We start from the raw sequence: 19,158 nt of genomic DNA on the forward strand, positions 1-19,158 counted from the left end.
AATACCCAGGCATACTCGGCTTGGAGATCAGGAGCTTGAGGCAGGCGAGCAATCGCTTCCCTGGCTCTATCCTCAGCATCGCCGAATCGGTAGGTACTCCTAAGAGCTGTGATCCGCCACTCGAGTGCCCCAGCATGGTCGGGATCCTTGCTTAGGATATTCTCAAAATAATCGAGCGCTTCTATATACCGCTCATCATCATGGAAGATTCGGCCTAATCGATAAAGCGGTTTAATTGATTCGGGATTCTGTTGAGCCGCTTCCTGGGCGGCCGTCACGGCTTCAGCCCATCGGTGTAAGTCAGCCAAACCGACGGCATACCAACTAAGAGCAGTGGCGTCTGCTGGGGCTACCCTGGTTGCTTCGGAGAAGCTATCAAGAGCTTCTAGAGGACGGGAGAAATCTCGGAAAGTGCGCCCCAAAGCTATGTTGATATGCAGACTGCTTGGAAAGCGGTCGCGAGCGATAGTCCCAATTTTAATGGCTTCTGTGTAATGACGCTGACGCGATAAGGTGGCGATTTGCCATGCTAGCGGGCGGTCGTTCTGGGGACAGAGTTCCTCGGCTTTCTTGAATGCATCTGCCGCATCTGTTGTCCTCCCTGCTGAAAGCAGGACACGGCCCAGAGCTATCCAGAGCCCGTCGCTGCCGGGTAGCTTGTTCAACGCGCTACGGATGACTGCCTCTGCTTGGGTCAACTTGAAACGGCGTCGCAGAGCATCAACTTGGCGAACCAGTTCATCCTCGCTGCTCGCTCTTGCCGGAACCGTTGTGTCCACGAGCCCCACCTTGCATGTCTACGTGTTCTGTCGCATGGGCTGCCGAGTCGGCGCCCAACTGCTAACAAAGTAAGTGAGTTTGACGCAACATTCCATGCTTCTTGGCAAGAAGGGTTCATATGGTATGAAATGTGAGCATTGAACTGGAGGCGAGCGATCAGGGCGAGCGGAGTTCTCGCATGGTGAGACGGTTAAGTGAGTCGCGGCAGGTCACAGCTTGATCGCGTACGGCGTGGCGGTGGCGTGACATGCAACAAGGCCCCGTAGAACGGCGGTTCTCACGCCAAACCGATCTACCGGAGCCTCATTGTCCATTCAGTGTGTCATGCCGCCCGTGCTGTCTGCCATTAGCGCCCTCGTCAGCGACGTCCACGAGCCCGAGCAGATCGCGGATATGGCCGACCTTCGCCAGGTGTGGGCGCAGATCCCCGATCCTCGCGATCGGCGGGGGCGGCGGCATCCGCTGGTGGTGATGTTGGCTCTGGTCCAAGCGGCGATCGTGTCCGGCGCGGTCTCCCACGCGGCGATTCGGCACTGGATCGCCCGCGCTCCCCAGGAGGTCCTGGCGCAGCTCGGCACCCGGTGCGATCGGCGGACCGGCACCCACCTGGCTCCGCGTCCCGACACCGTGTGCCCGCACGATTGCGCAGGTCAGCGCCGCGAGCGTGGACGCCGCCTACGCCGCGCACCGGGCCGGCCAACTGCGTGAGCTGTATGACGACCCTGATGAGCTGATCCCGATGACCGTCGACGGCAAGACCCAGCGCGGCACCGCCACCGCCGACAAGCCCGCCCAACACCGGCTCGGCGCGCAACTCGCGGTCGACGCCATCATGGTCGCCACGCTCGACGTCGGTTCGAAGAGTAACGAGATCACCGCCTTCTCCCCGCTGCTGGACCAGATCGGCTGCCTGAAGAACGTCGTGATCAGCGCGGACAGGCTCCACACCCAGCGCGAGCACGCCCGCTACCTGCACCAGCGCGAGGCGTTTTACGTTTTCCCCGTCGGCGGCAACCAGCCCGGCCTGTTCGACCAACTCGATGCGCTGGCCTGGAAAGACGTCCCGATCGAGTGGACCACCTACGACCGCGGCCACGGCCGCACCGAGATCCGCACCATCCAAGTGATGCCCGCCCCGACCGGCACCCGCTTCCCGCACGTCAAGCAGGTCTTCCTCCTCGAACGCCACGTCTACGACCTGCACTGGGAGCCCCTGTCGAGCGTCGCGGTGCTCGGCGTCACCAACCTCACCGCCGCCATGACCACCCCACGCCGCCTAGCCGAACTCGTCAGAGGCGAGTGGTCCATCGAAAACAAAGATCATTACGTGAGAGACGTGACCCTCGGAGAGGACCGCTGCCGTGTCCGCACCGCAGCCGCGCCATCCATCCTCGCCACCATGCGCAGCTACGCGATCGGCGCGTTACGCCTGCTCAACCACACCAACATCGCCGAAGGCACCCGCTGGGCCCGCGACGACTTCCGCAACCCGCTGATCGCTCTCGGTCTCACGATGTGAGAACTCCTTCAGCCCTGGGCGAGCGATGGTGCTGGGGCCGCCCAAGTCGCGGATGCGAGAGCGGTCATAGGCATTCCTTCGGCAAGAAGGGTGGATAACGGCGAGCAACCTGGAAAGCTCAGCGAAGAGTGAGGGTCGTGGGTGCGCCGAGCGCGAGTGAGACCTCGCGGGCCGCTGAGACGATTTCCGGGGCCAGTTCGCGGAGGGCTTCGCGTTCCAGGTCCATGGCGAGGGTGGAGATCGAGATGCCGCCGAGGACCTGGCCGGTGTGGTCGAAGACGGCCGCGCCGACGCAGCGGATGCCGGGGACGTTCTCCTCGTCGTCGACCGCGTAACCGAGGGCCCGTACCCGGCTGAGATGGGCGAGGAGTTCTTCTTCGCCGGTGATGGTGTTGGGCGTGAGCCGCACCAGCTCGGTGCGGGCGCAGATGGCGCGGACCTCGTCGTCGTCGAGCTGGGCGAGCACGGCCTTGCCGATCGCGGTGCAGTAGAGCCGCAGGCTCATCCCGACCCGGGACGGCATCTGGTAGGGCCGCCGGCCTTCCAGCTTCTCCACGTAGACCGCTTCGTCCCCGCTGCGGATGGCGAAATGGGTGGTGAAGCCGGTTCTCTCATGCAATGCCCGGAGTGCGCTGGCCGCCTGCCGAGCCGGGTCGAACCGGCTCATCACCCGGCCGGCGAGCGTGAGGATGCGCGGGCCTGGCTCGTATCCCCCGTTCCCGTCCGTACGGGCGAAACCCCACTCCACGAGCGACTGCAGGATGCGATGCACGGTCGACTTGGACACGCCGGTGGCCGCCGCGATGTCAGTGATCCGGTGATGTTCGGCGATCGCCTCGAGAACCGCGAGCGCCTTGTCGATGGAACTGCCTTCCCTCACCACGATCCGAGCCTACTAGCGGGCCAGCCAGCCGCCGTCCACGGCCAGCACGTGGCCGTTGACGTAGTCCGACGCGCGCGCCGCCAGGAAGACGGCCGCGCCCTGGATGTCATCGGGAGTGCCCCACCGCCCGGCCGGTATCCGCGCCCGGATGGCGGCCTCCCGCTCGGTGTCGGCGCGCAGCACGGCGGTGTTGCCGGTCGCGACGTACCCGGGCGCGATCGCGTTCACCTGCACGCCCGTCCCGGCCCATTCGCAGGCGAGCGCGCGGGTCAGCCCGGCCACCGCGTGCTTGGCGGCCGTGTACCCGGGCACGGTGACCCCGCCCTGGAAGGAGAGCATCGACGCCAGCATGATGATCTTCCCGGTGCCGCGCGACACCATCGGCGCGCCGAACACCTGGCTGAGCAGGAAGACCGCGTCCAGGTTGACGTTGAGCACGTCCTTCCAGTCGCGGTAGGAATGCTCGGCGGCGGGGGCTCTGCGGATGATCCCGGCGTTGTTCACCAGGACGTCCACCTGCCGGAACCGCAGCAGCTCGGCGGCGGCGGGCCCGATGGAGGCGGGCAGTGCCAGATCGAGGACCCAGCGGTCGGCCTTGCGCCCGAGCGCGACCACGTCGGCTTCGACGTCGTCCAGGTCGTCGCGGTGACCGTGCAGGACCAGGTCGGCCCCCGCCCGGGCGAGCCCGACCGCGATGGCCCGCCCGATGCCGGTCCTGGCCCCGGTGACCAGCGCGGTCCGGCCGGCCAGCGAGAAGAGCGTCACCGCAGGCCGCCGATCGGGACCAGGTCCATGTCCTCGTACGCTTGGTTCTCCCCGCCCATCGCCCACACGAAGGAGTAGCTCCGGGTGCCGAACCCGCAGTGAACGGACCATGGCGGCGAGATCACCGCCTGCCGGTCGGCGAGGATCAGGTTGCGCGTCTCGGTGGGCTCGCCCATCAGATGCACGACCCGGTGATCGGGTTCGAGATCGAAGTATAGGTACGCCTCGGTGCGCCGCCGGTGGGTGTGGCAGGGCATCGTGTTCCACATGCTCCCGGGCGCGAGCACGGTCACCCCGAGCACCAGTTGGCAGCTGCGCACCCCTTTGGCATGGATGTGCTTATAAATCACCCGCTCGTTCGCGCCCTCCCGGCCGCCCATACGCACCGGTTCGGGATCCTCGGACTTCATGGTCGGGAAGGTCGTGTGTGCGGTGGTCGACACCAGGTAGAACGCGCCCCCGGCGAAGGTGACGTCGACCGCTCCCCTGCCGATGTAGAGGCACTCCTTGCCCGCCAGCGGGTAGGCCACCCCGTCCACGGTCACCACGCCCGGTTCGCCGACGTTCACGACGCCCAGCTCCCGGCGTTCCAGGAAATATGCCGATCCGAGCGGTTCTGGACAGGGCAGCGGCAACGGTTCGGGACCGGGAATCACCCCACCGAGGACCAGACGATCCTCGTGCGCGTAGAGCAGCCGCACCTCGCCGTCCGCGAACAGGTTCTCGACCAGGAACCGGGTCCGCAACCGATCGGTGCTCATGCCGGGGATCTGGTCGGGCGCCGTGGCGTGCCTGATGTCCATACGAGCTCCGTATTCCATTACACAGAACATTTGATTGCTACATGGAACACCTATGAGCATAAAGAAAGCTCACCTGGAGCGGAAGCGGTAGTCCGTTCGCGCGGTGAACTCCTCGCCGGGCCGGAGCACGGTGGACGGGAAGCCGGGCTGGTTCGGCGAGTCGGGGAAGTGCTGGGTCTCCAGGCACAGCCCGGCATGCGGGCCATACGGGGTGATCTGGGGGTTGAGCATGCCCCCGGCGTAGAATTGCACCCCCGGCTGCGTGGTGGCCACCTCGAGCGCGAGATCCTCGTGCTCGACCCTGATCTTCACCCCGTCCCCCGGGTTGAGGACATAGTTGTGGTCGTACGCCCCCTGGATCCGCTCCCCCACCCGCCGAGGCCGACGGAAATCGAACGGCGTCCCCTCAACCGAGGCCACACCAACGGGGATCTTGTGCTCGTCCACCGGCGTGTACTCGTCAGCGTCGATCATGACCACGTGATCGAGCACGTCGCCCGAGCCCGCCAGGTTGAAATACGAGTGATTGGTCAGGTTGAGCACGGTCGGAGCGTCGGTGAACGCCGAGTAGGAGATGCGCAGGCCGCCCTCGCCCAGCGTGTAGGTGACCGAGACGCGAAGCGTGCCAGGGTAGCCCTCTTCGCCGTCCCCGCTGACATAGCTGAGCCGTAGCAGGGAGTCCCCGTCCGGATCGGCGATCCAGACCCGCTTGTCGAACCCCTTCAGCCCGCCGTGCAGGTGCGCGGTCCCGTTGTTCTGGGCGAGTTCGTATGGTTTCCCGTCCAGCTCGAACCGCCCGTTCGCGAGGCGATTGCCGTACCGCCCGACGACCGCCCCGAAATACCGGCTCCGCACCCGGTAGTCGGCCAGGGTCTCGCAGCCGAGCACGACGTCCCGCCCGGCCACCTCCAGCGACTGGATCACGCAACCGTAGGTGAGCACGCGCGCGGAGATCTCGCCGGAGGTGAGCGTGTATCTTTCAACGCTCTCCCCCTCGGGCGTCACGCCGAAATGTTCGGATTTCATGGAGGCACCGGTCCCGTCGAATCGCGGATGATCAGATGGGTGGCCAGGGTGGCGAGCGCGGGGGTGGCCGTCTCGCCCGCGCCGACGAGCTGGAGCAGCAGGTCCACGGCGGTCCGGCCGGCGGCCTCGGTCGGCATGGCCACGGTGGTCAGCTTGGGCCGGGTCAGGCGGCCCGGCACGATGTCGTCCACGCCGACCACGCTGATCCGCCCCGGCACCTCGACGCCGCGCTCGTCCAGGCCCTCGACCAGGCCGATCGCCATCAGGTCGTTGTAGGCCAGCACCGCGGTCACATCCGCGGCCAGCACCCCGTCGGCCGCGGCGAGGCCGCCGTGCTCGGTCGGCGAGTTGGGCCCGAGGATGGACAGCTCGATGCCGTCCACCGCGCGGGCCGCGTCCGACATCTCCCTGCTGGTCCAGGATCCGGCCGGACCGGCCAGCAGCGCGATCCTGCGGTGGCCGAGCGCCGTCAGGTGCTCGATCGCCAGCCGCGCGCCGTGCCCGACGTCCATCAGCACCGTGGACATGCCCTTCAGCCGCCGGTTGACCACGACGAACGGCACGTCCTCGCTGAGCTTCTCGATGGCCCGGTTGGACAGGCGCGGGCTGCACAGCAGCACCCCGTCCACCTGCTTGGTCAGGGTCTGGATGAGCTCCTCCTCGACCTGCGGATCCTCGTCGGTGTCGGCGACGAAGACGTGGTAGTCGCGGAGCCGGGCGTGCGCCTGGGCGGCCTTGATCAGCGGCGGGAAAAAGGGGTTGGAGATGTCGGCCACGATCAGCCCCAGGTTGTGGGTCCGCCCGGTGGTCAGCGCCCGGGCCGCCCGGTTGGGGCGGTAACCGAGATCCTCCGCGATCGCCAGCACCCGGTTCCGGGTCTCCGGATTGACCAGGTGCGGCGCCGAGAACGTACGGGAGACGGTTGAAACATGCACCCCGGACGCCCGAGCCACGTCACGGATCGTCGCTGCCACGGAACCCCTTTCCACCGCTTTGAGCGCACATTACTGCAAGCGGTTGCATGAGTGTCAAGCGGAGCAAATCTACCTCTTGACGTTTCCTGGGGGTGAATGCCATGTTTCATGCAACCGGTTGCAGAACTTCCCCTCCGAACTGAAGGAGTTACCGGCCATGGCGGTCGCCGTGGAAGGAAGACGCCGCCGACCTCGGCGGCCAGGAAAATCACGAACCCCATACGTTCTGATCGCGCCGGCTGTCGTGGCGATGCTCGGGTTCCTCGTGTACCCGATGGCCAGCGTGCTCTACTACAGCCTGCAGCACTACAACGTGAGCAAACCCTGGGAGGACGGCTTCGCCGGCCTCGCCAACTTCCAGGCCCTGCTGGACGATCCGCTGTTCTGGCAGAGCCTGGGCTTCAGCGCCAAGTGGGTGCTGGTCGAAGTCACGCTGCAGCTGCTGTTCGGCCTGGCGCTCGCGCTGATCGTCAATGAGACGTTCGTCGGCCGCGGGCTCTCCCGCGCGCTGGTGTTCTCGCCGTGGGCGGTCTCCGGGGTGCTCACCACGGGCATCTGGATCCTGCTCTACAACCCGACCACGGGCGTCTTCCGCTACCTGGCGGACCTGGGGATCGGCTCGTACGACACCGCGCCGCTGGCCGACCCGAACACGGTGTTCACCGCGGCCGTGGTGGCCGAACTGTGGCGCGGGGTGCCGTTCTTCGCCATCCTGCTCCTGGCCGACCTGCAGACGATCAACAACGACCTGTACGAAGCCGCCTCTGTCGACGGCGCGAGCCGGATCCGCCGCTTCGTCCACATCACGCTGCCGCACCTCAAGGATGCGATCATCCTGTCCACCCTGCTCCGCGCGGTGTGGGAGTTCAACAACGTGGACCTGCTCTACACGCTGACCGGCGGCGGCCCCGCCCACCAGACCACCACGCTCCCGCTGTACGTGGCGGCCAAGGCCGTGCAGTCCCACGACTTCGGTTACGGCTCGGCGCTGACCACGGTCGCGTTCCTGATCCTGACCTTCTTCTCGATCGCCTATCTCAGGCTGAGCAAGTTCGGAGCGCGCACGTGACCACCACCCTCCCCCGCGCCCAGCTGCCCGCGCCGGTGCGCACGCCCCCGCCCAGGAGCCGAGCCCAGCGGGTCAGCCGCTGGCAGATCTACCTGCCGCTCGGGCTCTACCTGCTGTTCACCCTGGTCCCGTTCTACTGGATGCTGGTCTTCGCGTTCCGCCCGCGCGGCTCCGACTCGCTGCTGCCGTGGCCGATCACGTTCGACAACTTCGCCACGGTGTGGACCGGCATGGGCTTCGGCGTGTTCTTCCAGAACAGCCTGCTGGTCGGCGTCGCCTCGCTCATCTCGACCACGGTGATCGCCCTGTCCGGGGGTTACGCGCTGGCCCGCTACAGCTTCCGGGGGCGCCAGCTGTTCCTGGTCGCGATGCTCTGCACCCAGTTCATCCCGGGCGCGATGATGCTCATCCCGCTGTTCGAGATATTCCGCACGCTCGGCCTGGTCAACTCGCTGTGGGCGCTGGTGATCGCCGAGACGGTGTTCCAGCTGCCGCTGTCGCTGATCCTGATCAGCGGTTTCATCCGCAACATCCCGGTCGAGCTGGAACAGGCGGCCTGGGTGGACGGCTGCAGCCGGTTGCGCGGCTTCTTCGCGGTCGTGCTGCCGATGCTGCGCCCCGCCCTGATCGCGGTGGGGTCGTTCGCGTTCATCCACAGCTGGAACAACTTCCTGTTCGCGCTCATGTTCGTCAGCGAGCAGGAGAAGTTCACGCTGCCGGTCGGGCTGGCGTTCACCATCGGCGAGTTCAGCGTGGACTTCGGCGCGCTGGCCGCCGGGGGCGTGGTCGCCGCCGTGCCGGTGGTGCTGGTGTTCGCGGTCATCCAGCGGTATCTCGTGCAGGGCATGTCGGCCGGGGCGGTGAAGGGCTGATGCGCGTCCTGGTCACCGGCAGCGCCGGACGCTTCGGCCGCAGCGTGGTCGTCGCGCTGGCCCAGGCCGGGCACGAGGTGATCGGCATCGACACCGCGCCGGGCTCCCCGCCGGAGGCGGCGGCCACGCTGCCCGCCGACCTGACCGATCTGGGCGAGGCGTTCAGCGTCATGAACCGGTTCCGGCCGGAGGCGGTCGTGCATCTGGCGGCGGTGGCGACGCCGTTCAGCCGTACCGACGGGCTGACGTTCCGGGTCAACAGCGCGCTGGCCTTCAACGTCTGCGAGGCGGCGACCGCGGTCGGCGTCTCGCGAATCGTGGTGGCGAGCAGCCCGACCGTGATCGGCTACGGCGCCCCCGGCGGGTGGACGCCCGCCTACCTGCCCATCGACGAAGCCCATCCGGCCGCGCCGTGGAACGCCTACAGCGTGTCCAAGCTGGTCGCGGAGCAGGTGATGGCGACGTTCGCGCGCTCCCATCCGGAGCTGCGGCTGGCCGCGATCCGGCCGTGTTTCGTGGTCGCGCCGGAGGAGTGGGAGGGCATGCCCACCCAGTCCGGGCACACGATCAGGGAGCGGCTCGACCGGCCGGACATCGCCGGGGTGTCGCTGTTCAACTACGTGGACGCCCGGGACGCCTCCGACCTGCTGCTGACCCTGATCGAGCGGCTCTACGAGCTGCCCAGCGGCGAGGTGTTCTTCGCCGGGGCCGCCGACGCGCTGGCCCGGGCCCCGCTGGCGGAGCTGCTGCCCCAGGTCATCGGTTCCACCGCCGGGCACGCCTCCGGGCTGACCGGCACCCAGCCGGCGTTCTCCTCGGCCAAGGCGGAACGCCTGCTCGGCTGGCAGGCCAAACGCAGCTGGCGCACCGAACTGGGAGATCTCTCGTGAACCTCACCGGCGTCCTGTTCTTTCCCGTGACCCCGTTCGGCCCGGACGGGCGGCTGGCCGGCGACGTGTTGGCCGAGCACATCGCGGCGGGCCTGCGCCACGGCCCCGGCGGGGTGTTCGTGGCCTGCGGCACCGGCGAGTTCTCCGCGCTGTCGGAGGCCGAGCACGCCCGCGCCGTACAGATCGCGACCGCGACCGCAGCCGGGCGCGTGCCGGTGGTGGCCGGGGCGGGCGGTCCCCTCGGGGCCGCGCTCGCCCAGGCCCGCGCGGCCCGCGACGCGGGCGCGGGCGGCCTCCTGCTGATGCCGCCCTACCTGGCCAAAGGCCCACGCTATGTGGAGTATGTCCGTGCGATCGCCGCCGTGGGCCTGCCGATCATCGTGTACGCCCGGGACGCGGTCGTCCTGGAACCCGAGGACGTCGCCGAACTCGCCGAGATCCCCGGCGTCGTCGGCCTCAAGGACGGCATCGGGGACATCGACCGCATCCAGCGCATCGTCCTCGCCGCCAAGCCGGGCTTCACCTTCTTCAACGGCCTGCCGACCGCCGAACTCACCATGCCCGCCTATCGCGCGATCGGCGTCACCCTCTATTCCTCCGCCGTCTTCGCCTTCGCCCCCGAGATCGCCCTGGCCTTCCTCAACGGCCACGACCGCCTCCTCACCGACTTCTACGCCCCGCTGGCACGGCTCCGCAGCCGCGTCCCCGGCTACGCCGTCTCCCTGGTCAAAGCGGGGGTACGCCTCCGGGGCCTGGACGTCGGCCCGGTCCGCCCACCGCTGACCGACCTGTCCCCCGACCATCTGGACGAGCTCGACGGGCTCATCAAGACCGGGCTCAGCCTGCTATGACCATCACCGGGCTGCGCACCGTGTTACATCGGGCCGAGTTACCCCGCCCGTGGGGCCCCGACGTGCCCGCCAACCATGTGATCGCCTGCGAGCTCACCCTGGCCGACGGGAGCGTGGGCACCGGCTTCTCCTGGACGCCGAAGATCGGCGCCAGGGCGGTTCAGGCGCTGCTGGACGGCGAGATCGCCGAGCTGGTGACCGGTCTGCCCGCCCATCCCGAGCTCGTCTGGGATCACCTGTGGTCATCTCTGCGGGAAGCCGGGGGCGGCGGGCTGACCACGATCGCGCTGGCGGCGGTGGACATCGCGCTGTGGGACCTGCGAGCGCTGCGGGCCGGGCTCGGGCTGGCCGACCTGCTCGGGCGGCGACGTGACAGCGTCCCGGTCTACGGCAGCGGTGTGAACCGCCATTATTCGCTCCCCGAACTCGTCCAGCAGGCCCGGCGCTGGGCCTGCTACCCGGCTGTGAAGATCAAGGTCGGGCGGCCCGATGACATCGAACGGGTGGCCGCCGTCCGCGAGGCGATCGGCCCCGACGTGCTCCTGATGATCGACGCCAACCAGCGCTGGAATCTCCCCCAGGCCCGGCGGGCGATCGCCTTATTGGAACCGTTCGGGCTGCACTGGGTGGAGGAACCGCTACCCGCCGACGACATCGACGGTCTGGCCCGGCTCCGGGCCCTCGTCGACGTCCCGATCGCGGTCGGCGAGAGCAACTACACGAGCTACGAGTTCCGGGACCTGCTCGCGGCGGGCGCGTGCGACATCGTGCAGCCCAACGTGGTCCGGGTCGGCGGCATCACCTCGCTGCTCCGCATCGCCGAACTCGCCAGGACCTACTCAATCCCGACATATCCGCATTTGTTGCCCGAGTTGTCGGGGCAGCTCGCGCTGGCGCTGCCGCTGCCCTGCATGGTCGAGGACGTCGAGGACGCCTCCTTCGCCGCGCTCGGGCTGGTGGCCGCCTCTCCCGTCGAGCTCAGGCCCGGCGGGCTGAAAGTACGGGACCACCTGGGCCATGGGATCCGCTTCCAACCGATGGGAGGCCGCCGATGAACGGGACGGCTCGACGTGAGACCCCTGCTCCCCGCCTCATCCAGGCGCCGGTGCCGGTCGTGCTGGTCGGCGCGTACGGGCACGGCTGGTGGCATCTGGAGAACCTGCGCAGGCTCACCCAGGCCGGGATCGTCCGGCTGGCGGGGGTGTGCGATGTGCGGCCGGTGGAGCCGGAGCGGCTGCGCGGGCTCGGGCGGCCCGAGCAGTCCGAGGACCTCGTGCGGCTCATCAAGCGAACCGAGGCGAAGATCACGATTCTGGTGACGCCCATCCAGACCCACGCCGAGCTGGCGGTCCGGGCGCTGGAGGCGGGGTCGCATCTGCTGCTGGAGAAGCCGCCCGCGGCCACGTTCGCCGGGTTCCAGCGCATCTCGGCGGTGGCCGCGCGGACCGGTCTCGGCTGCCAGGTGGGGTTCCAGAGCCTGGGGTCGGCGGCGATTCCGGCCATCCGGCAGCTGATCGCCGATGGGGTCGTGGGGCGGGTGAAGGGGATCGGGGTGGCTGGTGCGTGGGAGCGCGACACCGCGTACTTCACCCGCTCCGCCTGGGCCGGGCGGCGGCGGGTGGGTGGGGTCGAGGTGATGGACGGGGCGCTGACCAACCCGTTCGCACATGCCGTGGCGACCGCGCTGGCCGTCGCCGGGGGCGGGGACGCCGACGAGGTGACCGGGGTGGATGTGGAGCTTTATCACGCCAATCCCATCGAGGCGGATGACACCTCGTGCCTGCGCATCCGGCTGGCGGACGGGCCGCCGATCACGGTGGCGGTGAGCCTCACGGCGTCGCGGCGGCACGAGCCGTACGTGATCGTGCACGGCACCGAGGGGCGGATCACGCTCACGTACACGCTGGATCGGGTGCGGGTGGAGCGGGCCGGCCGGGAGGTGACCACGGTGGTGCACTCGCGCGGCGACCTGCTGGAGAACCTGGTCGCGCACGTGCGCGACGGTGATCCGCTGCTGGTTCCGCTGGCCAGGACGGGCGCGTTCATGCGGGTGCTGGAGACGATCCGGCTGGCGCCCGATCCGCTGCCGATCCCGGACGAGCACCAGGAGATCGACCGGGACGAGCGTGGCGCGGCCGTGCGGCGGGTGCTGCCGGGGATCGCCAACCTGACCGCGCGCAGCGCCGAACATCTGGCGCTCTACTCCGAGCTGGACGTGCCGTGGGCCACGCCGCGCGCGGTGTTGCGGGTGCGCGAGCGGGCGGTGGCCGAATACAGCTGGCGGCCCGCGCTGGCGGCCACGTTGTCGCCCCGGCCGTACCTGCATCCGGTACGCACGCTCGGCGGGGTCACGGTGACCGAGCTGAACCCGGCCGATCACGTGCACCACCTGGGGGTGTCGGTCGCGATCGCGGATGTGGGCGGGCGTAATTTCTGGGGTGGCCGGACCTATGTCCGGGATGTCGGGCCGACCTGGCTGGACGACCATGGCGTGCAGCGGCACCTCACCTTCGTCCGCCGGGACGCGCACGGATTCACCGAAACGCTGCGTTGGGCCGGGCCCGACGGTGTTGAGATCCTCGACGAGGAGCGCACCGTGACGGCGGTGTCGCTGGCCGGGTGCTGGGCGCTGGACTTCCGGTTCAGGCTGAACAACCTGACCGGCTCCCGGTTGCTGGTGCAGAGTTCGGCCACCAAAGGCCGGGCGGGCGCGGGATACGGCGGCTTCTTCTGGCGAGCGCCCGGCTCCTCGACCGGCCGAGCGGCCTTCACTCCGGACGGCGGTGAGCCGCACGGCAGCCGCGCGCCTTGGCTGGCCATGTCCGGCAGCGCGCCCGAGGGCGACTGGACGCTGGTCTTCGTGCAGGACGCGGATCCCTGGTTCGTCCGGGTCGAGGAGTACCCGGGCGCCGGGCCCGCCCTGGTCTGGAATCAGCCCTTGGTGGTGGAGCACACACTCACCCGGCGAATCGTCACGGTCGTAGCGGACGGGCGGCTGACCCGCGCCCAGGCCGAGACGCTCGCCACCCAAACGTCGGGGGGACAACCGAAAAGAAAGGCATCCGATCATGGCTAAACGCCTGTTCATCTCCGCGATCGTCGTTGTCAGCGCGCTGTCCGGCTGCGGCGGCGAGGCGACGACCCCTTCCGGCGACGCTAAAACGAAGATCACCTTCTGGGACGACAACGGCGGCCCGGCCCGCACCCCGGTGTGGGAGCACATCATCGCCGAGTTCGAGAAGGCCAACCCCACCGTCGACGTGCAGTATGTCGGCATCCCCATCGCCCAGGCGCAGCAGAAATACGACACCGCCATCGCCGGCGGCGGCCTGCCCGACGTGGGCGGTGTCTCCACCGCGATGCTCGGCAACATGGTGGCCCGCAAGGCGCTCGACCCGGTCGACGACAAGATCGCGGCCGGCGCCCTGAACGGCAAGCTCAACGAGCAGGTCGTCACCACGGTGCGCTCCACCGTGCCGGACGGAAAGACCTACATGGTGCCGCTGTCGACCAACATGGGCGTGTTCTGGTACCGCACCGACTGGCTCAAGGAAGCCGGGCTCGAACCCCCGCAGACCTGGGACGCCTTCTTCACCACCGTGGAGAAGCTCACCGACAAGGACAACAACCGCAACGGCTTCACCATCCGCGGCGCCGCCGGCTCCATCGCCCAGATGCTCGAAGTCGTGTACGGCCAGTCCGGCATCACCGAGATCTTCGACGCTGCCGGCAAGTCCACGGTGAACGACCCGAAGAACGTGGCGGCGCTGGAACGCCTGGTCAAGCTCTACAAGGCGCACACCCCCACCGCCGACGTGACCAACGACTACCCCAAGATGGTCGCCCAGTTCGACGGCGGCAGCATCGGGATCATGCAGCACAACCTGGGCTCCTACAACGACCACGTGAACACGCTCGGCGCGGACAAGGTGGCGGCGCTGCCGGTGCCCCGCCCCGCCGAAGGCGCGGGCCGGGTCGTGCTGTCCAACCCGGTCGCCGGGATCGGCGTCTTCTCCAGCGGCAAGAACAAGGACCTCGCGTTCAAGTTCGCCGAGTTCGCGGCGTCCAAGGAGATGGACAGCTACTGGGCCGACAAGACCGGCGTGCTGCCGGCCAACACCGACGTGAACGGGGAGGCGTGGATCGGCGAGCGGCAGCACATCGCGGCCGCCGTGGAGGTGCTCAACGACCCGGCGACCAAGATCGTGCAAATGCCGTACTACCTGCCGGAGTTCAACGCGATCACCAAGACCGACGCGGAGCCGGTGTTCCAGAAGGTGCTGCTGGGCGAGGCGCCCGCGAGCCAGCTGCTCGACCAGATCGCGAACGCGCTGACCGAGGCCCAGGCCGGGTGGAAGCAGCGCAACGGCGGGTGACCCACTCCGACCACCGCGCGTCTCCCGCCCCCTGACCTGGCGGGAGCCGCGCGGACCCCTCTTTTCGTAAGGAGTCCTTTCAACCATGCGCAAAACCGCTCTGGCGACGGCCTTACTGGCCGTTTCCGCCCTCCTGACCGCGCCCGCCTCCGCCGTGGAACTCGGCCGCCAGACGCTCCCCGCCGGTGACGGCTGGGGTTCCGAAGGCACCGGTACGACCGGCGGATCGGCCGCCACGACCACCTACACGGTCTCCACCCGCGCCCAGTTCGTGGCCGCACTCGCCGCGCCCAGCCCGAAGATCATCTACATTCGGGGCGTCATCGACGGCAACACCTCCGACACCGGCGCTCAGCTGACCTGCGCGTCATACGCGACGGGTGGCTACACCCTGGCCGGATACCTGGCCGCCTACGACCCCGCCACCTGGGGCACCGCGGACCCGTCGGGGCCGATGGAAGACGCCCGCGCCGCCTCCGCCGCCGCGCAGACCGCGCACATCAAACGCAAGGTCGGCTCCAACACCACCATCGTCGGGCTCCGCGGCGCCACCCTGCGCGGCTTCAACCTGCACGTGGACAAAGCCGACAACGTCATCATCCGGAACATCACCTTCGAGGACGCGTACGACTGCTTCCCGCAGTGGGACCCGACCGATGGAGCGACCGGCAACTGGAACTCGCTCTACGACAACATCTCCGTGACCGGCTCGACACACGTATGGGCCGACCACAACACCTTCACCGACGGAACCAACCCCGACTCCTCCCAGCCGGTGTATTTCGGCCGGCCATACCAGGTGCACGACGGCCAACTCGACATCACCAACGGCTCCAACTTCGTCACCGTGTCCTGGAACGTCTTCCGCGGCCACGACAAAACCATGCTGATCGGCTCCACCAACACCCCGACCCAAGACCTCGGCAAACTCAAGGTCACCGTCCACCACAACGCCTTCGACACCACACTCCAGCGCCTGCCCCGCGTCCGGTTCGGCCAGGTACACGTCTACAACAACTACTACGAAATCCCCTCCGCAGAAGACTTCGTCTACGCCCTAGGCGTCGGCGTCCAGTCCCAAATCTTCGCCGAAAACAACTTCTTCCGCCTCGGCCGCGCCGTCGACCCAGCCACCCTCCTCTACAACTGGGGCGGCACCGCCCTGACCACCCGAGGCGACGTCCTCCGAGTCGGCGGCAAGGTAACCCCAATCAACCTGGTGTCCGTCTACAACGCCAAAAACGACCCCGACTTCCTCCCCGACGCGGGATGGACCCCAAGTCTCCACACAACCATCGACCCCGCCGAGGACGTCCGTCGTTCGGTCTCCCGGCACGCTGGCGCGGGTGAGATCTCCTAGAAAGCACCGCCTGAGGTCCGTCCACGGTGGCTGGGGTCCGTAGCGGGTGGGCAGGGCGGACACTCCGGCCGACCGTGATAGTGGGCCTCTCGTTAGCCGCTGGTCAGCGGCCATCGCGGGCGCGGTGGTCTCTGGCACGGTCTTACGTCGGCCTACGTGTCCGCCCTGCCCACCCGCAAGCTGACTCACCGTACTCCGGTGGCGGCCTTCAAGATCAAAATCCCAGCTTAGCCAATGAGAAGGCCACTCATCGGCAATCGGCCCAGGTCCAAGCACCAAAATGTCTCCAGGCGCGCCTTTCGGCGCTGGATGGCGAGGAGCCACACGAACGCGAACGGCGTCGGACAACCCACGTTGGAAACGCCCAAGCGAGAAGCGAATAGAGCAACCCAACTCTGTGTTATTCCGCGCGCGGCCAGGCTCCCACGGCCGCGCGCGGATCTTTCGCGATCCTTTAGCGGCTGCCGTCCACTCGGCGGGGGACGTTGAGCGGGTTGTCGTCACGCAACTCCGGCGGGAGCAGGGTGTCCGGCCAGTTCTGGTACGCGACGGGGGCCAGCCAGCGGTTTATCGCGGTCGCCCCTACCGAGGTGTGCGCGGGCGACGTGGATGCGGGCCAGGGGCCGCCGTGATGCATAGCCCAGCAGACGGCGACGCCGGTCGGCCAGCCGTTCCAGATCACGCGTCCGGCGAGGCGGGTCAGGACGTCGGTGATCTGCTCGGCTTCGGCCGGGTCTGTCGCGTGCACAGTCGCTGTCAACGAGCCGGGGAGCTGTTCCAAGACCTCAATAACACGCGAAATATCCCGATATTTCACGACCAGTGCTGCGGGGCCGAAGCATTCTTCCGCGAGATCCGGGAGGTGGTCGGCGAAGCTTCCCAGGTCGGTGACGAACACACGCGGCACGGCACTTCCAGCACTATTTCCGTAAATGTCGCCCGCTGTAGCAACGCCACCCGCCGCATTACCGTCACCCACCGGAGCACTGCCGCTCACCTGAGCGCTGCCGTCAGCCGGAGCGCTGCCGTCAGCCGCAGGACCGTCGCCCGCCGGAGCGCTCTCCTGCCCGATCGCGAGTTCCGTCGCCCCGAGTGCGAGGCGGGCGACCCCCTCCTCGTATCCGTCGCGGATCTTCGGTGTGAGCATCGGGCCGCCGGTTGTTCCTGAGACCGCGTTCGCGATGGCTTTGAGGAGCGTGTCGTCGTCGGGGACGAAGAGCAGGCCTGGATTCGTGCAGAACTGGCCTACGCCGAGTGTCAGTGAGCCCGCGAAGCCGGATGCCAGGTTCGTCACGTCGCCGTTCAGCGCGGATGGCAGCACGATGACCGGATTGACGCTTCCCAGCTCGCCGTAGAACGGGATCGGGTCCGGGCGCTCGTTGATCAGGCCCTGGATGGCTTTGCCGCCGTGAATCGAGCCGGTGAAGCCGACTGCGGCCACGGCCGGATGCTGGACGAGGTATCGCCCGGCGTCCGCGCCCTGAACCAGTCCGAGCAGTTCGGGCTCGGGCAGGGCGGCCTGGATGACGGCGGCGACCAGCCCAGAAAGTATGGGGTGTCCGGGATGTGCCTTCACCACGACCGGGCAACCCGCGGCCAGCGCCGATGCCACATCGCCTCCGGCGACGGAGAACGCGAACGGGAAGTTGCTGGCGGCGAACACGCCGACCACGCCGGGCAGCGGCTGGTTCATCCGTCGGACGTCCGGGCGCGGGGGCGCCAGCCCGGGATCGGCGTGGTCGATGATCGCGTCGATGTATCCGCCGTCGCGCAGGACTTCGGCGAACAGGCGGAACTGCCCGGCCGAGCGGGCGATCTCCCCGCGTAGCCGTACCTCGCCGAGGGCGGTTTCCGTGTCGGCGGCGCGCCACAGGTCGTCGGCGCTCGCCATCAGCGCGTCCGCGACCGCTTCCAGCACGATCGCCCGTTCGGCGGCGGGCGTGACTCGCCAGGCCCGCCCCGCCGTGGCCGCGGCCTCAACGATCGCCCCGACCCGCTCTTCCGTGCTCTCAGGGATCGGCTCGCCGACCGCTCGGCCGGTCCGCGGATCCAACGCAATGATCATTACAACCACCCTTCAGTAATATGTGCCACCTTATTGGGGAAGGCACCCGTATCACGAAGGCGGGCCGACATCGGACCCAGGCCTCAAAGCAGCCCCCAGTGGAGAAGACCACATTGTTCGGGGCCACCAGTGGACAAGGCTCCCACGACCGGGGCAACCGTGCTCCGCCGGATCATGACCATCACCCCTACACCAGGTGGACAAGGCTCTTATGACCGGGGCAACCTCCGCGCCGTAGGCCCTGCCCCGGCTTGGCCGCCTGCGTCTTGACAGGTCGCGAAGCGGCCGGAGTGACGAGGGAAAACACAGGCGCGGCCAAGCCCGCCGATCCGGAGGATCGGCCATGTCACTGCAAGCCGCCGCGCCGGGGGCGCGGCCATAAGCGCAACCCTCAGCTGACCTGGTCGAGCCAGTGGGTGTGTGCGCCGCCGAACGGGCCCGTGCCTTGGGCGACTGCCGTCATCAGCCAGGTCGCTGAGAGTTCCGCGTTCTCGATGACGTCGAGTGGGTACTCGAGCCAGACCTGGTGCTCCGCGAACTCGTCCACGTCGTCGAGGAAGACCGTGCCGTCGGCGCGTTTGATCACGTCCAGGTCCAGGTCGACCATGGTGACCTCGCCGTCCCGCCATTCCGGCACGGTGGTGATGTCACAATAAATCGCCATTTTGTGGCCGATGGGGTTGAAGGTCGCCGTCCACCAGGTGTCCCGGGGGAAGAGCAGCACGAACGGCAGTTTCCACACCACGGGCGGTCCTTCGCCCAGTCTGCCGATCGTTCCGGCGGGACAGCCGGCCCAGACCCCGTGCTCGTCCTCGCCCAGCCGCCGGGCCGGGTGGTTCCAGTGCAGGGTGCCGCCGTACTTGCGATAGACCACCTCGATGCCAGACATCAGCCGACAATAACTGATCGTGGGCCAGAATTGACG

General features: G+C 68.1%; 18 protein-coding genes. 10 read left to right on the plus strand and 8 right to left on the minus strand.

Features of this window, described 5'->3' with window-relative positions; translation table 11 throughout:
• A partial coding sequence (locus Aple_RS48625; protein ID WP_170322045.1) for a tetratricopeptide repeat protein occupies positions 1 to 779 on the minus strand: 779 nt, incomplete at its 3' end.
• A gap of 334 nt (positions 780 to 1,113) precedes the next feature.
• On the opposite strand from Aple_RS48625, the gene Aple_RS48630 reads away from it, so the two are divergent.
• Together Aple_RS48630 and Aple_RS48635 are read left to right on the plus strand one after the other, a co-directional pair.
• On the plus strand, positions 1,114 to 1,488 hold the full coding sequence (locus Aple_RS48630; protein ID WP_170322046.1) for a transposase family protein: 375 nt from the start codon (positions 1,114 to 1,116) through the stop codon (positions 1,486 to 1,488).
• Positions 1,445 to 2,299, plus strand: coding sequence for an ISAs1 family transposase (locus Aple_RS48635; protein ID WP_155351598.1), 855 nt, complete (start codon positions 1,445 to 1,447; stop codon positions 2,297 to 2,299). The genes Aple_RS48630 and Aple_RS48635 overlap by 44 nt, the downstream gene beginning before the upstream one ends.
• Before the next feature lie 118 nt (positions 2,300 to 2,417).
• Here Aple_RS48635 and Aple_RS48640 read toward each other — a convergent pair whose 3' ends face one another.
• From Aple_RS48640 to Aple_RS48660, 5 genes are all read right to left on the minus strand, one after another.
• Positions 2,418 to 3,182, minus strand: coding sequence for an IclR family transcriptional regulator (locus tag Aple_RS48640; protein ID WP_155351599.1), 765 nt, complete (start codon positions 3,180 to 3,182; stop codon positions 2,418 to 2,420).
• A gap of 12 nt (positions 3,183 to 3,194) precedes the next feature.
• Positions 3,195 to 3,947, minus strand: coding sequence for an SDR family oxidoreductase (locus tag Aple_RS48645; protein ID WP_246265497.1), 753 nt, complete (start codon positions 3,945 to 3,947; stop codon positions 3,195 to 3,197).
• Positions 3,944 to 4,750, minus strand: coding sequence for a 5-dehydro-4-deoxy-D-glucuronate isomerase (gene kduI / locus Aple_RS48650; protein WP_155351601.1), 807 nt, complete (start codon positions 4,748 to 4,750; stop codon positions 3,944 to 3,946). Before kduI ends, Aple_RS48645 begins: the two co-directional genes overlap by 4 nt.
• A 69-nt stretch (positions 4,751 to 4,819) precedes the next feature.
• Complete coding sequence (locus tag Aple_RS48655) at positions 4,820 to 5,776, minus strand: aldose epimerase family protein (RefSeq protein ID WP_155351602.1); 957 nt, start codon at positions 5,774 to 5,776, stop codon at positions 4,820 to 4,822.
• Complete coding sequence (locus Aple_RS48660) at positions 5,773 to 6,750, minus strand: LacI family DNA-binding transcriptional regulator (protein ID WP_155351603.1); 978 nt, start codon at positions 6,748 to 6,750, stop codon at positions 5,773 to 5,775. Before Aple_RS48660 ends, Aple_RS48655 begins: the two co-directional genes overlap by 4 nt.
• Before the next feature lie 157 nt (positions 6,751 to 6,907).
• On the opposite strand from Aple_RS48660, the gene Aple_RS48665 reads away from it, so the two are divergent.
• From Aple_RS48665 to Aple_RS48700, 8 genes are all read left to right on the plus strand, one after another.
• On the plus strand, positions 6,908 to 7,819 hold the full coding sequence (locus Aple_RS48665; protein WP_155351604.1) for a carbohydrate ABC transporter permease: 912 nt from the start codon (positions 6,908 to 6,910) through the stop codon (positions 7,817 to 7,819).
• Positions 7,816 to 8,691: a carbohydrate ABC transporter permease gene (locus tag Aple_RS48670; protein ID WP_155351605.1), complete on the plus strand. Its 876-nt coding sequence runs from the start codon at positions 7,816 to 7,818 to the stop codon at positions 8,689 to 8,691. The genes Aple_RS48665 and Aple_RS48670 overlap by 4 nt, the downstream gene beginning before the upstream one ends.
• Positions 8,691 to 9,581: an NAD-dependent epimerase/dehydratase family protein gene (locus Aple_RS48675; protein ID WP_155351606.1), complete on the plus strand. Its 891-nt coding sequence runs from the start codon at positions 8,691 to 8,693 to the stop codon at positions 9,579 to 9,581. The genes Aple_RS48670 and Aple_RS48675 overlap by 1 nt, the downstream gene beginning before the upstream one ends.
• Positions 9,578 to 10,432, plus strand: a complete 855-nt coding sequence (locus tag Aple_RS48680; protein ID WP_155351607.1) for a 5-dehydro-4-deoxyglucarate dehydratase — start codon at positions 9,578 to 9,580, stop codon at positions 10,430 to 10,432. Before Aple_RS48675 ends, Aple_RS48680 begins: the two co-directional genes overlap by 4 nt.
• Positions 10,429 to 11,487 carry a mandelate racemase/muconate lactonizing enzyme family protein gene (locus Aple_RS48685; RefSeq protein WP_155351608.1) on the plus strand — a complete coding sequence of 353 codons (1,059 nt, stop codon included), beginning with the start codon at positions 10,429 to 10,431 and terminating at the stop codon, positions 11,485 to 11,487. Before Aple_RS48680 ends, Aple_RS48685 begins: the two co-directional genes overlap by 4 nt.
• Positions 11,484 to 13,508, plus strand: a complete 2,025-nt coding sequence (locus Aple_RS56110; protein ID WP_155351609.1) for a DUF6807 family protein — start codon at positions 11,484 to 11,486, stop codon at positions 13,506 to 13,508. Before Aple_RS48685 ends, Aple_RS56110 begins: the two co-directional genes overlap by 4 nt.
• Positions 13,501 to 14,808 (plus strand): ABC transporter substrate-binding protein, encoded by a 1,308-nt coding sequence (locus Aple_RS48695; protein WP_155351610.1) that lies wholly within the window; start codon positions 13,501 to 13,503, stop codon positions 14,806 to 14,808. Before Aple_RS56110 ends, Aple_RS48695 begins: the two co-directional genes overlap by 8 nt.
• Positions 14,809 to 14,893: 85 nt before the next feature.
• Positions 14,894 to 16,168 carry a pectate lyase family protein gene (locus Aple_RS48700; RefSeq protein ID WP_155351611.1) on the plus strand — a complete coding sequence of 425 codons (1,275 nt, stop codon included), beginning with the start codon at positions 14,894 to 14,896 and terminating at the stop codon, positions 16,166 to 16,168.
• 454 nt (positions 16,169 to 16,622) lie between these two features.
• Here the strand turns inward: Aple_RS48700 and Aple_RS53995 are convergent, their stop codons facing one another.
• Positions 16,623 to 18,233 carry an aldehyde dehydrogenase (NADP(+)) gene (locus Aple_RS53995; RefSeq protein ID WP_155351612.1) on the minus strand — a complete coding sequence of 537 codons (1,611 nt, stop codon included), beginning with the start codon at positions 18,231 to 18,233 and terminating at the stop codon, positions 16,623 to 16,625.
• A 391-nt stretch (positions 18,234 to 18,624) separates the two neighbouring features.
• The gene (locus Aple_RS48710; protein ID WP_155351613.1) at positions 18,625 to 19,122 is read right to left on the minus strand and encodes a DUF402 domain-containing protein; all 498 of its coding nucleotides are present in this window, start codon (positions 19,120 to 19,122) and stop codon (positions 18,625 to 18,627) included.
• Positions 19,123 to 19,158 lie beyond the last annotated feature (36 nt).

Source organism: Acrocarpospora pleiomorpha, from assembly GCF_009687885.1.
GTDB classification, from domain to species: Bacteria; Actinomycetota; Actinomycetes; order Streptosporangiales; family Streptosporangiaceae; genus Acrocarpospora; species Acrocarpospora pleiomorpha.